11 protein-coding genes are annotated in these 13,208 nt (G+C 65.9%); 9 read left to right on the plus strand and 2 right to left on the minus strand.

Going from position 1 to position 13,208, the window contains the following annotated elements:
- Positions 1–3 precede the first annotated feature (3 nt).
- The 4 genes from NJF35_RS06810 to NJF35_RS06825 all read left to right on the plus strand — a co-directional run bounded on the left by NJF35_RS06810 (position 4) and on the right by NJF35_RS06825 (position 3,016).
- The gene (locus NJF35_RS06810; protein WP_225787036.1) at positions 4–837 is read left to right on the plus strand and encodes an alpha/beta fold hydrolase; all 834 of its coding nucleotides are present in this window, start codon (positions 4–6) and stop codon (positions 835–837) included.
- Between the two features lie 44 nt (positions 838–881).
- Complete coding sequence (locus NJF35_RS06815; RefSeq protein ID WP_225787035.1) at positions 882–1,316, plus strand: acyl-CoA thioesterase; 435 nt, start codon at positions 882–884, stop codon at positions 1,314–1,316.
- Positions 1,317–1,366: 50 nt separating this feature from the next.
- Positions 1,367–2,347: a tRNA dihydrouridine synthase gene (locus NJF35_RS06820; protein ID WP_225787034.1), complete on the plus strand. Its 981-nt coding sequence runs from the start codon at positions 1,367–1,369 to the stop codon at positions 2,345–2,347.
- Between the two features lie 225 nt (positions 2,348–2,572).
- Complete coding sequence (locus NJF35_RS06825) at positions 2,573–3,016, plus strand: Hsp20 family protein (RefSeq protein WP_225787033.1); 444 nt, start codon at positions 2,573–2,575, stop codon at positions 3,014–3,016.
- A gap of 127 nt (positions 3,017–3,143) precedes the next feature.
- On the opposite strand, the gene NJF35_RS06830 is transcribed toward NJF35_RS06825, so the two are convergent.
- Together NJF35_RS06830 and NJF35_RS06835 are read right to left on the minus strand one after the other, a co-directional pair.
- Positions 3,144–6,440: a PAS domain S-box protein gene (locus tag NJF35_RS06830; RefSeq protein ID WP_225787032.1), complete on the minus strand. Its 3,297-nt coding sequence runs from the start codon at positions 6,438–6,440 to the stop codon at positions 3,144–3,146.
- A gap of 61 nt (positions 6,441–6,501) precedes the next feature.
- Positions 6,502–7,380: a LysR family transcriptional regulator gene (locus NJF35_RS06835; protein ID WP_225787031.1), complete on the minus strand. Its 879-nt coding sequence runs from the start codon at positions 7,378–7,380 to the stop codon at positions 6,502–6,504.
- A 133-nt stretch (positions 7,381–7,513) separates the two neighbouring features.
- Here NJF35_RS06835 and leuC point away from each other — a divergent pair, with 133 nt between their 5' ends.
- The 5 genes from leuC to NJF35_RS06860 all read left to right on the plus strand — a co-directional run bounded on the left by leuC (position 7,514) and on the right by NJF35_RS06860 (position 13,185).
- Complete coding sequence (gene leuC, locus NJF35_RS06840) at positions 7,514–8,947, plus strand: 3-isopropylmalate dehydratase large subunit (RefSeq protein ID WP_225787030.1); 1,434 nt, start codon at positions 7,514–7,516, stop codon at positions 8,945–8,947.
- Positions 8,944–9,588 carry a 3-isopropylmalate dehydratase small subunit gene (gene leuD / locus NJF35_RS06845; protein WP_253090869.1) on the plus strand — a complete coding sequence of 215 codons (645 nt, stop codon included), beginning with the start codon at positions 8,944–8,946 and terminating at the stop codon, positions 9,586–9,588. Before leuC ends, leuD begins: the two co-directional genes overlap by 4 nt.
- 195 nt (positions 9,589–9,783) lie before the next feature.
- On the plus strand, positions 9,784–10,866 hold the full coding sequence (leuB, locus tag NJF35_RS06850) for a 3-isopropylmalate dehydrogenase (RefSeq protein ID WP_225787028.1): 1,083 nt from the start codon (positions 9,784–9,786) through the stop codon (positions 10,864–10,866).
- Positions 10,867–10,929: 63 nt separating this feature from the next.
- Positions 10,930–12,042 (plus strand): aspartate-semialdehyde dehydrogenase, encoded by a 1,113-nt coding sequence (gene asd, locus NJF35_RS06855; protein WP_225787027.1) that lies wholly within the window; start codon positions 10,930–10,932, stop codon positions 12,040–12,042.
- 138 nt (positions 12,043–12,180) lie between these two features.
- Positions 12,181–13,185, plus strand: coding sequence for an aspartate-semialdehyde dehydrogenase (locus NJF35_RS06860; protein ID WP_225787026.1), 1,005 nt, complete (start codon positions 12,181–12,183; stop codon positions 13,183–13,185).
- The last annotated feature ends 23 nt before the right edge of the window (positions 13,186–13,208 follow it).

Below are 13,208 nucleotides of genomic sequence, written 5' to 3' on the forward strand. Positions count from 1 at the left end.
GTGATGACAACCCTGAGCTGGATTCGAGGCGTCAACGGCACCCTGGGCCACCTGGCCCCTGAAACCGTCGCTGGCCGGATGCGCCGGGCCTTCATGACCCCGCGCAACCTGCCGCCCAGGCAGTGGGAGCTGCCGCTGCTGGCCACGGCCGAGCGCATCACCTTGCGCTTCGGCTTGTCGGCGCTGCGCTGGGGCAAGGGGCCGACGGTGCTGCTGATGCACGGTTGGGAAGGGCGGCCGACCCAGTTCGCCGCGCTGATCGATACCCTGGTGCGGGCCGGCCATACCGTGGTGTCCCTGGAGGGGCCGGCCCATGGCCGTTCGCCCGGCCAGCAGGCCCATGTGGTGCTGTTCGCCCGCGCCTTGCTGGAGGCGGCCGCTGAATTGCCACCGCTGCGCGCAGTGATCGGCCATTCCATGGGCGGTGCCAGCGTGCTGCTGGCCTTGCAGTGGGGCTTGCGCACGGAGGCGGCGGTGAGCATCGCCGCACCCGCGCAGCTGCTTGGGGTGCTGCGCGGCTTCGCCCGGCGCCTGGGGTTGCCGGCGCGGGCCCGGGCAGCGTTCATCCGCCAGGTCGAGCAGGATGTCGGCGTGCAGGTCGCGCGCCTGGACGTCAGCGGCTACCAACTCGAGCTGCCCGGGTTGGTGGTGCACGCCAGCGATGACCGGTTGGTACCGGCCAGCGAGGCCCAGCTCATCCACAAGGCCTGGTTCGACAGCCGCCTGATGGTGCTGGAGGAGGGCGGCCACCAGCGCGTACTGGCCGACCCACGCCTGGGCGACGCGGTGCTCGAACTGCTGGCGCGTGCGCCACGACCGGCGCGGCAAAGCGCCTGAGCATCCGGTACACTCTGCCCGATCACTGACCAAGGGGAGCGGGCATGAGCTGGGACCTGGCATCGCCATTCATCATCGACCTTCGCGTCGCCACCGAGGACATCGACGGCCTTGGCCACGCCAACAACGCCGTCTACGTGACCTGGCTGGAGCGCTGCGCCTGGCGCCACTCCCAACGCCTGGGCCTGGACCTGGCCGAGTACCGGCGCCTGGACCGGGCCATGGCTGTGGTGCGCCACGAGATCGACTACCTGGCCGCGGCCTATGAGGACGACGAGCTGCAGTTGGCCACCTGGATCATCGACTGGGACCAGCGCCTGCGCATGACTCGGCGTTTCCAGCTCAAGCGCCCGAGCGATGGCGCCACCCTGTTGCGGGCGCAGACCACCTTCGCCTGTATCGAGCTGTCCAGCGGCAAGCCCAGGCGCATGCCGGCGGAGTTTCTCGAAGGGTATGGTCCGGCGCTGATCGGCGCCTGAAGCGGCGACGTTTTTGCTAGACTGGCGCCTTTTTCCGCCGAGAGCCTGACATGCAAATTGCCCTGGCCCCCATGGAGGGGCTGGTCGACAACATCCTGCGCGACGTCCTGACCCGGGTGGGTGGCATCGATTGGTGCGTCACCGAGTTCATCCGCGTCTGCGACCGCCTGCTGCCGGCGTCGTCGTTCGACAAGCTGGCCCCAGAGCTGCGCCACGGTGCGCGGACCGCGGCTGGGGTGCCGATGCGTGTGCAACTGCTGGGCTCCGATCCGGCCTGCCTGGCCGACAACGCGGTGTTGGCCTGTGAGTTGGGCGCACCGGTGATCGACCTGAACTTCGGCTGCCCGGCCAAGACGGTGAACAAGTCCCGGGGCGGGGCGGTGCTGCTCAAGGAGCCGCAGTTGCTGCATGCGATCGTCAGCGAGGTGCGGCGGGCGGTGCCGGCGCAGATTCCGGTGACCGCCAAGATGCGCCTGGGTTTCGACAGCCCGGACGCTGCCCTGGAGTGCGCCACGGCCCTGGCCGAGGGTGGCGCCGCGCACCTGGTGGTGCATGCCCGTACCAAGGTCGAGGGCTACAAGCCGCCGGCCCATTGGGAGTGGGTGGCGCGGGTGCAGGAGGTGGTGCAGGTGCCGGTGTTCGCCAACGGCGAGATCTGGACGGTCGATGACTGGCGGCGCTGCCGCGAGGTCAGCGGCGCCGAGGACATCATGCTCGGTCGTGGGCTGGTGTCGCGGCCAGACCTGGCCCTGCAGATCGCGGCGGCCCGCGATGGCCGGGAATACCAGCCCATGGATTGGCAGGCCCTGCTGCCGTTGCTGCGTGAGTTCTGGCGCCAGGCCCAGGCCAAGTTGTCGCCCCGCTATGCGCCGGGGCGGATGAAGCAGTGGCTGGCCATGCTGACCCGCAGTTACCCCGAGGCCGTGGCGTTGTTCGCGCAGTTGCGGCGGGAGGATGACTGCCAGCGGATCAGCGGGTTGCTGGGTGTTGAGCAGGCAGCCGGCGTGAGCTTCGAGGAATGCGTTGCCTGAACGGGCCGTTCGCGGGCAAGCCCGCTCCCACAGGGTGGCTCTGTAAACCACATCAGCTGTGGTCGACCCGGACCTGTGGCAGCGGGTTTGCCCCTGCTCTGTGACCTGCAAAAAATTTTTTGCCCGCCTCTTGAAAACCTTTTGCCGGACCTTATCTCTTGAGTACGCGATGCCGAAGTCGGGTCGCGTAGTGACTTACTTGCTGAATCTCAGGAGTTTATGACCATGACCACTGCATTCTCTCTCGCTCCACTGTTCCGCCATTCCGTTGGCTTCGACCGTTTCAACGATCTGTTCGAGTCTGCGGCACGTAACGAGGCGGGTAGCAGCTACCCTCCCTACAACGTGGAAAAGCATGGCGATGACCACTATCGCATCGTGGTTGCCGCAGCCGGTTTCCAGGAGCAGGACCTCGACCTGCAGGTCGAGAAAGGTGTCCTGACCGTCACCGGCGGCAAGCGCGACACCAGCGCCGCAGACGTTACCTACTTGCACCAGGGCATTGCCCAGCGGGCGTTCAAGCTGTCCTTCCGCCTGGCTGACCATATCGAGGTCAAGTCCGCCGGTCTGGCCAACGGCCTGCTCAGCATCGACCTGCTGCGCATCGTGCCGGAAGAGGCCAAGCCCAAGCGTATCCCGATCAACGGCGAGACGCCGGCGCTGAACTGAGTTTGGCAACCTGCAAAAAGGGGCACTTCTTAGAAGTGCCCCTTTTTTGTGTTTTTGACAACCTTTTCAGGGTGTTCGAGACCATTGGGGCTGCAAAGCGGCCCCCAGCGTTTGTCCTTGAGAAGCGCTAATAATCCGCCGGCGCCTCCATCAGCATCTGACGAAACTCCGCCAACGGCAGCGGCCGGCTATGCAAGTACCCCTGATATAGGTGGCAACCCTGGCGTTCGAGGAACGCCAACTGCTCGCTCTGCTCGACCCCCTCGGCAATCACCGCCAGTTCCAGGCTGCGCGCCATGGCCACGATGGCACGGACGATCTCCGCATCGTTGGGGTCGACCGGGGCGTCGCGGACGAAGGTCTGGTCGATCTTCAGGGCATCCACCGGCAGGCGCTTGAGGTAGGTTAGCGACGAATACCCGGTGCCGAAGTCGTCCATGGCGAAGCTCACGCCGTAGCGCTTGAGCTCGCGCATCTTGCTGATGGTGTCCTCGAGGTTCTGGATGACGATGCCTTCGGTGATCTCCAGCTTGAGCATGCGCCTTGGCAGCCGGTAGTCGTCGAGGCTGCGCAGCACCCGTTCGACGAAGTCGTTCTGGCGGAACTGCCGTGGGCTGATGTTGACGCACAGGCTGAAGTCGTCGGCGTCGATCAGCCCGTCCTGCAGCATGTGCGCGCAGGCGTCGCAGGCTTCGTCGAGGATCCAACTGCCCACCTCGAGGATCAGCCCGCTTTCCTCCAGCACCTGGATGAACTGCGCCGGCGGCTGCTGGCCCAGCTGCGGATGATGCCAACGCAGCAGCACCTCGGCGCCGACGATGCGATTGTCGCGGGCATCCACCTGGGGCTGGAAGTGCAGGGCCAGCTCGCCCCGGGCCAGGGCCAGGCGCAGGTCGTTCTCCATGCGCAGGCGCTCGCTGGCGGCCTTCTGCATGGTGGTATGGAACAGTTGCGTGGTGTTGCGCCCGGAGTCCTTGGCCCGGTACAGGGCGATGTCGGCGCGCTTGAGCAAGTCGGCCGGTGTCGCGCCATGGTCGGGGATCAGCGCCACGCCGATGCTCGGCGTCACCTGCAGGCGCTGGCCGTCCAGGGACATGGGCTCGGCCAGCAGCTCGCGCAGGGTGTCGGCCAGTTCGCGAACCTTGTTCTCCACCTGCTCGCGGCTACCCTCCAGGCCGCTGAGCAGCACCACGAACTCGTCGCCGCCCAGGCGCGCCACGGTGTCTTCCAGGCGCACGCTGGCCTCCAGGCGTGCGGTGATGATCTTGAGCACCGTGTCGCCCACGGGGTGACCGAGGGAGTCGTTGATGTGCTTGAAGTGATCCAGGTCGAGGAACAGCAGGGCGCCGCGCAGGTTGTGGCGTTTGAGCAGGGCGATCTGCTGGCTCAGGCGGTCCATCAGCAGGGCGCGGTTGGGCAGGTTGGTCAGCGGGTCGTGATAGGCCAGGTGGCGGATCTGCGCCTGGGCGTTCCTCAACTGGCTGACATCGCGTGCGGTGAGCAGCAGGCAGTCGGCCTCGTTGAGGCTGATCGGCTCGACCGAGACCTCCACGGTGAGAATGTCGCCACGCTTGTTGCGCCCGAGCATTTCCCGGTGATGGACCCGGCCATGCTCCTTGAGCTCGGTGAGCAGGGCGCTGCGTTGCTTGTCGTCGGCCCAGATGCCGATCTCGTAGACGCTGCGGCCGATCACCTCGGCGGCGCTGTAGCCGGTCAGCCGGCAGAAGCCGTCGTTGACCTCCAGGTAGCGGCCGCTCTTGCGCTCGGTCAGGGTGATGGCGTCGGGGCTGGAGTGGAAGGCCTTGGCGAACTTCTCCTCGCTGGCCTTGAGCGCCGCCTCGGCGCGCTGTTGCTGGGTGATGTCGCGCAGGGTGGTGACGCTGCACGGCTGGTTGTCGACCGTGATCAGGCGGCTGGAGATCACGCAGGTCAAGGCCGTGCCATTGCGATGGTTGACCACCACCGCCACGTTGCTCAGGGCCTGTTCGCGGATCACCCGTTCGATGCGCTGGGCGCGCTTGGCCGATTCGGCCCACAGGCCGATCTGCTCGGCGGTGCGGCCGATCACCTGTTCGGCGCTCCAGCCGAAGGTCTGGGTGAAGGCCGGGTTGATCTCGATGAACTGGCCGCTGTCCTGGCGGGTCACGCAGATCGGGTCGGGGCTGACCTGGAACAGGCTGGCGAATTTCTCCTCCGAGGCGCTCAGGCGCTGCTCACGCTCCACCTGGTCGGTGATGTCGAGCAGGGTGCCGGCCATGCGCAGCGGATTGCCCTGCTCGTCGCGGTACAGGCGCGCGCGGCTTTCGATGTAGCGGGAGGTGCCATTCTCCAGTTGCACCCGGTAGGTGATCTGGTAGTTGCCCGCCGGGCCTTCGCGCAGGCTGCGGTAGGCCTGGCGCATGACGTTGCGTTCCTGCTCCGGCACGCCTTCGAAGAAGGCCTCGAAGGATTCGTGGAAGGGCACCGGATCCAGGCCGTGCAACTGGGCGGCGCGGGCCGAGCCATAGAGCATGCCGCTGGGAATGTGCCAGTCCCAGGTGCCCAGCTGGGCCGAGTCCAGGGCCAGGTCCAGGCGCTCCTGGCTGTCCTTGAGGGCCTGTTCGGCGCGCTTGCGCTCGGTGGTGTCGACGAAGGTGCTGATCAGGTAGGTCACCCCCTCCATCTCGATGCCCTGGGTGCACAGGATGCCGTCATGCACCTTGCCGCTGCTGGCGCGGAACTGCACCTCCATGATCAGCGGGCCACCGTTGGCGCGGGTCGACTCCAGCACCTGGTGACGTTGCTCGGGATTGACCCATAGCCCCAGTTCCAGGCTGGTCTTGCCGATCACCTGTGGGCCGGGCCAGCCGAACATGTCTTCGAAATGGCGGTTGACCTCGAAGATCATGCCGTCGTGGCGGCGGGTCAGGAGGATGGCGTTGGGGCTCAGGTGGAACAGCGTGGCGAAGCGCTTCTCCGAATTGATCAGCGCGGTCTCCCGCTCGCGCTGGCGGGTGATCTCGCGGATCACCCCGATCATCTGCGGTCGGCCGTGGCGATCGTGGGTCAGGCTGCCGTTGATCTCCAGCCAGTGCAGGCTGCCGTCCGGCCAGCGGATGCGATGGCGCATGGCCTGTTCCACCGGCTCGCCGTCGACCACGGCCTGGAATGCCTGGCGTGTGCGGGCACGGTCTTCCTCGGGCAGCAGGTCGAGGTAGTCGATGTCGTTGGGCAGGGGCCGCTGCGGGTCGAAGCCGAACAGTGCCTGGGTGGCCCGCGACCAGCTGATCCGGCCGCTTTCTATATCCCACAGCCAGGCGCCCAGGTGGGCGCCGTTGAGGGCGGCCAGCAACTGTGGGGCGCTCTGCCAGGCCTGTTCCGATTCCTGGGGATCGGCCGCGAAGATGCGCGGCAGGCGCGGAAAGCGGTTTGCTGATTTGGGCATCGATACCAGACCTTTGGCGGATGGCGCGTCCTTGGAGTTGAAGTGCCGTGCTGACGACCGGTCAGGCGGGCCCTGCGTGGCTGTCGAGCAGGGCCATGAAGGCCCTGGCCGCGTTCGATAGCGTTCGCTCCGTATGCAGAATGTAGCCTAGCTGGCGCGACAGCTGAATGCCGGGCAAGGCGATGCGGGCAACCTGCTCATCGAGCATAGTACGCGGCAGTACGCTCCACGCCAGGCCGATGGACACCATCATCTTGATGGTTTCCATGTAGTTGGTGCTCATGGCGATGTTCGGTGTCAGGCCCTGGCTTTCGAACAGGCGCTGGACGATATGGTGGGTGAAGGTGTTGCCGCCTGGGAAGACCGCCGGGTGGCGGGCCACGTCGGCGAGGCTGACGGGGTCGATGCTGGCCAGGGGGTGTTCCGGCGCGGCGACGAAATCCAGCGCATCGTCCCACACCGCAACGGCGCGAACCAGGTGATGCGGTTCGGGGGCGAGGGTAATGACCGCTATTTCCGCTCGGCCATGAAGGATCTCATCGTAGGCCGCTTCCGAGTCGAGGAACTGGATATCCAGCGCCACCGCCGGGTGCTGGCGGGTGAACGCCCGCAGCAGCGGGGGCAACCGGTGCAGGCCGATGTGATGGCTGGTGGCCAGGGTCAGGCGGCCGCTCACTTCGCCGGTCAGGTTGCTCAGGGCGCGCCGGGTATCGTCCAGTACATTGAGGATCTGGTAGGCGCGTGGCAGCAGCGCGCGGCCGGCCTCGGTCAGGGTCACCTCGCGGCCGAGGCGGTCGAACAGGCGCACGTCCAGCTGCTGCTCGAGCCCGGCGATACGCTTGCTGACGGCCGGCTGGGTCAGGTGCAGGCGCTCGCCGGCCCCCGAGAAACTGCCGGTTTCGGCGATGGCGATGAAGGCGCTGAGGTTGGCCAGGTCCACGGTTTTTCGGATTCCTGTTGGTTATTCAAAGCATAAAAAATATGAATTTGAGTTATTCAATCTAACGCCATAGCATCGTCCGTACAAGCCAAGGGGTTATTGGCATAGAAAGACGCTGATGAGGAACAGTCTGATGGCTGGCAAAACGCTCTACGACAAACTCTGGGATGCGCATGAAGTCAAGCGACGCGACGATGGTTCGTCCTTGATCTACATCGACCGTCACATCATCCACGAAGTGACTTCACCCCAGGCCTTCGAAGGCCTGCGCCTGGCCAACCGCAAGCCATGGCGCATCGATGCCAACATTGCCACCCCGGACCACAACGTACCGACCACGCCAGAGCGCAAGGGCGGCATCGAGGCCATCGTCGACCAGGTGTCGCGCCTGCAGGTGCAGACCCTCGACGAGAACTGTGACGAATACGGCATCGTCGAATTCAAGATGAACGACGAGCGCCAGGGCATCGTCCATGTCATCAGCCCGGAGCAGGGCGCTACCTTGCCGGGCATGACCGTGGTCTGCGGCGACTCGCACACCTCGACCCACGGTGCCTTCGGCGCCTTGGCCCACGGTATCGGCACCTCCGAGGTGGAGCACGTGCTCGCCACCCAGTGCCTGGTGGCCAAGAAAATGAAGAACATGCTGGTGCGCGTCGAGGGCCAGTTGCCCGCGGGTGTCACTGCCAAGGACATCGTCCTCGCCGTGATCGGCAAGATCGGTACCGCCGGTGGCAACGGCCATGCCATGGAGTTCGCCGGCAGCGCCATCCGCGAGCTGTCCATGGAAGGCCGCATGACCATCTGCAACATGTCCATCGAAGCCGGTGCCCGCGTGGGCCTGGTGGCGGTCGACGACACCACCGTCGCCTATGTCGAAGGCCGCCCGTACGCGCCCAAGGGCGAGCAGTGGAAGCAGGCGGTCGAGGCCTGGAAGGGCCTGGTTTCCGATGCCGATGCGGTGTTCGACACCGTGGTCGAGCTGGACGCCTCGCAGATCAAGCCGCAGGTCAGCTGGGGCACCTCGCCGGAGATGGTCCTGGCTGTCGACCAGCGTGTGCCGGACCCGGCCGCCGAGCCCGACCTGATCAAGCGTGGCTCCATCGAGCGCGCCCTCAAGTACATGGGCCTGAGCGCCAACCAGGCGATCACCGACATCAAGCTCGACCGCGTGTTCATCGGCTCCTGCACCAACTCGCGGATCGAGGACCTGCGTGCCGCGGCCGAGATCGCCAAGGGCCGCAAGGTCGCCGCCAACGTCAAGCAGGCGCTGGTGGTGCCGGGCTCGGGCCTGGTCAAGGCCCAGGCCGAGCGCGAAGGCCTGGACAAGATTTTCCTCGAGGCGGGCTTCGAATGGCGTGAACCGGGCTGCTCCATGTGCCTGGCGATGAACCCGGACCGCCTGGAGAGCGGCGAGCATTGCGCCTCGACCTCCAACCGCAACTTCGAGGGCCGTCAGGGCGCCGGTGGCCGTACCCACCTGGTCAGCCCGGCCATGGCCGCCGCCGCCGCGGTGACCGGCCACTTCATCGATGTCCGCGAGTTGATCCAAGGGAGCGCAGCATGAAAGCCTTCACCCAGCACACCGGTCTTGTCGCGCCATTGGATCGCGCCAACGTCGACACCGACCAGATCATCCCCAAGCAGTTCCTCAAGTCGATCAAGCGCACCGGCTTCGGCCCCAACCTGTTCGACGAGTGGCGCTACCTGGACGTGGGCCAGCCCTACCAGGACAACAGCAAGCGTCCGCTGAACCCCGAGTTCGTGCTCAACCATGAGCGCTACCAGGGTGCCAGCGTGCTGCTGGCCCGCGAGAACTTCGGCTGTGGCTCGAGCCGCGAGCATGCACCGTGGGCCCTGGACGAGTACGGCTTGCGCTGCATCATCGCGCCGAGCTTCGCCGACATCTTCTTCAACAACAGCTTCAAGAACGGCCTGCTGCCGATCATCCTCGCCGACGAGGAAGTCGACGAGCTGTTCAGGCAGGTCGAGGCCAACCCGGGCTACCAGCTGACCATCGACCTGCAGGCCCAGGCCGTGACCCGCCCCGACGGCAAGGTGCTGCCGTTCGAGATCGACGCCTTCCGCAAGCATTGCCTGCTCAACGGCCTCGACGATATCGGCCTGACCCTGCAGGACAGCGATGCCATCCGCGCGTTCGAACAGCAGCACCGGGCGAGCCAGCCCTGGCTGTTCCGTGACGCCTGATCGGCCGCGCTGAGCCTTTGGCGGGCAAGCCCGCTCCCACGGGGATAGCCGCAGTGCGGTACCGGTGGGAGCGGGCTTGCGCGTCAAAGGGCTCGAGGCAACCACGCAAACGCCCGGGTGTGCTGGTATCGTGGGCCGAACATTGGTTTTTTCCGGCGTGCCGCAGGCGCGCCGTCTGAATGGATAGAGGAAAGCATGAGCAAGCAGATTCTGATTCTCCCAGGTGATGGCATCGGCCCGGAAATCATGGCCGAGGCGGTCAAGGTGCTGGAGCTGGCCAACGACAAGTTCCAGCTCGGCTTCACCCTGGAGCACGACGTGATCGGCGGCGCGGCCATCGACAAGCACGGCGTGCCACTGGCCGACGAGACCCTGGAACGCGCGCGCCAGGCCGACGCGGTGCTGCTCGGCGCGGTCGGCGGGCCGAAGTGGGACAAGATCGAGCGTGACATCCGCCCCGAGCGCGGCCTGCTGAAGATCCGTTCGCAACTGGGCCTGTTCGCCAACCTGCGCCCAGCGATCCTCTACCCGCAACTGGCCGATGCGTCCTCGCTCAAGCCCGAGGTCGTCGCCGGCCTGGACATCCTCATCGTCCGCGAGCTGACCGGCGGCATCTACTTCGGTGCGCCACGTGGCCAGCGCGAGCTGGACGGTGGCGAGCGCCAGGCCTACGACACCCTGCCGTACAGCGAAAGCGAGATCCGCCGCATCGCCCGCGTCGGCTTCGACATGGCCCGCGTGCGCGGCAAGCGCCTGTGCTCGGTGGACAAGGCCAACGTCCTGGCGTCCAGCCAGCTGTGGCGCGAAGTGGTCGAGGACGTGGCCAAGGACTACCCGGACGTCGAGCTCAGCCACATGTACGTCGATAACGCCGCCATGCAACTGGTGCGCGCACCCAAGCAGTTCGACGTGATGGTGACCGACAACATGTTCGGTGACATCCTGTCGGATGAGGCTTCCATGTTGACCGGTTCCATCGGCATGCTGCCATCTGCATCCCTGGATGCCGACAACAAGGGCATGTACGAGCCGTGCCATGGCTCGGCCCCGGACATCGCCGGGCAGGGCATCGCTAACCCGCTGGCGACCATCCTGTCGGTGTCGATGATGCTGCGCTACAGCTTCAACCAGCAGGCCGCCGCCGACGCCATCGAGAAGGCCGTCAGCCTGGTGCTGGATCAGGGCTTGCGTACCGGTGACATCTGGTCGGCCGGCTGCAGCAAGGTAGGTACGCAGGAAATGGGCGACGCAGTAGTCGCAGCGCTGCGGAATCTGTAATCTCTCTGGCCCGCCGTCGCTTTCCTGCGATGGCGGCCCACTTTTAGCAAAGGTGTAGTTGCGATGAAACGTGTAGGTCTGATCGGTTGGCGCGGTATGGTCGGTTCCGTGCTCATGCAGCGGATGCTGGAGGAGCAGGATTTCGACCTCATCGAGCCGGTGTTCTTCACCACCTCCAATGTCGGTGGCCAAGGGCCGAACGTGGGCAAGGACATTGCTCCGCTCAAGGACGCCTACAGCATCGAAGAGCTCAAGACCCTCGACGTCATTCTGACCTGCCAGGGCGGCGACTACACCAACGAGGTCTTCCCCAAGCTGCGCGAAGCCGGCTGGCAAGGCTACTGGATCGACGCCGCTTCGTCCCTGCGCATGCAGGATGACGCGGTGATCGTCCTCGACCCGGTCAACCGTAAGGTGATCGACCAGCAGCTCGATGCCGGGACCAAGAACTACATCGGCGGTAACTGCACCGTCAGCCTGATGCTGATGGGCTTGGGCGGCCTGTTCGAGGCTGGCCTGGTCGAGTGGATGAGCGCCATGACCTACCAGGCGGCCTCCGGTGCCGGCGCCCAGAACATGCGCGAGCTGATCCGCCAGATGGGCGGCATCCACGCGGCGGTGGCCGATGACCTGGCCAACCCGGCCAGCGCCATCCTCGACATCGACCGCAAGGTCGCCGAAACCATGCGTGGCGAGGCGTTCCCCACCGAGCACTTCGGCGTGCCGCTGGCCGGCAGCCTGATCCCGTGGATCGACAAGGAGCTGCCCAACGGCCAGAGCCGCGAGGAGTGGAAGGCCCAGGCCGAGACCAACAAGATCCTCGGCCGTTTCAAGAGCCCGATCCCGGTCGATGGCATCTGCGTGCGCATCGGTGCCATGCGCTGCCACAGCCAGGCGCTGACCATCAAGCTGAACAAGGACGTGCCGCTGGCCGACATCGAAGGCATGATCAGCCAGCACAACCCTTGGGTGAAGCTGGTGCCGAACCAGCGCGAGATCAGCATGCAGGAGCTGAGCCCGACCAAGGTCACCGGTACCCTGAACATCCCGGTAGGCCGTTTGCGCAAGCTGAACATGGGGTCCCAGTACCTGGGGGCCTTCACCGTCGGCGACCAGTTGCTGTGGGGCGCTGCCGAGCCGCTGCGGCGTATGCTGCGGATTCTGCTGGAGCGTTGATCGCGCCTTGCGCTTTACGGAGAGCCCGCGCCTTGCGCGGGTTTTCTATTTGGGGGCCGCTTAGGTACGGACACTCGATCTAAACCCCCAAGCCGAGTAAAGTGCCGCACCCTGAAGTTCCACCAGAAGGATCCTTCCATGACCCAGCCCATAGATATCGCCATCGTCGGCGCCACCGGCAGCGTCGGCGAAACCCTCGTGCAGATCCTCGAGGAACTCGATTTCCCGGTAGGCACCCTGCACCTGCTGGCCAGCATGGAGTCGGCGGGCAGCAGTGTGATGTTCGCCGGCAGGAAGCTGCGCGTGCGCGAGGTCGACAGCTTCGACTTCGCCCAGGTCAGGCTGGCGTTCTTCGCCGCAGGTCCGGCCGTCAGCCGCAGTTTCGCCGAGAAGGCGCGGCAGGCGGGGTGCTCGGTCATCGACCTGTCCGGCGGCCTGGACCAGGCCCTGGCGCTGGTGCCCGAGGCCAACGGCGAGCAGCTGGCGCAACAGCCGCTGCCCGTGCTGCTCGCCAGCCCCAGCGCCGCTGCCGTGGCCCTGGCCGTGGCCCTGGCGCCGCTCAAGGGCCTGCTCGACATCGAACGGGTCCAGGTGATGGCCTGCCTGGCGGTTTCGTCCCAGGGCCGGGAAGCGGTCAGTGAACTGGCCCGGCAGACCGCCGAGCTGCTCAATGCCCGCCCGCTGGAGCCGCGCTTCTTCGATCGGCAGATGGCGTTCAACCTGCTGGGCCGCGTCGGCGGCGCCGATGAGCAGGGCCATACGGCCCTGGAACGCCGTCTGGTCGGTGAGCTGCGCGTGCTGCTGGGCATGCCGGCGCTGAAGATTTCCGTGAGCTGCGTTCAAGTCCCGGTGTTTTTCGGCGATAGCTTCAGTGTGGCGTTGCAGAGCCGCCGCGCGGTCGACCTGGCGGCGGTCAACGCGGCCCTGGAGGCGGCCGAGAGCGTCGAGCTGGTCGAGCCGGACGATTATCCGACGCCCGTTGGCGACGCAGTGGGGCAGGACGTGGTCTATGTTGGTCGTGTACGCCATGGCATCGACGAAGATCAGCAACTCAACCTCTGGCTGACCACCGACAACCTGCGCAAGGGAGCGGCGCTCAACGCCGTGCAGGTGGCCCGATTGTTGATAAAACATATGGCGTAAAAGATACTGGCGAGCACTTTGTC

It is taken from the genome of Pseudomonas guariconensis (assembly GCF_024127895.1).
Classification (GTDB): Bacteria; Pseudomonadota; Gammaproteobacteria; order Pseudomonadales; family Pseudomonadaceae; genus Aquipseudomonas; species Aquipseudomonas guariconensis_B.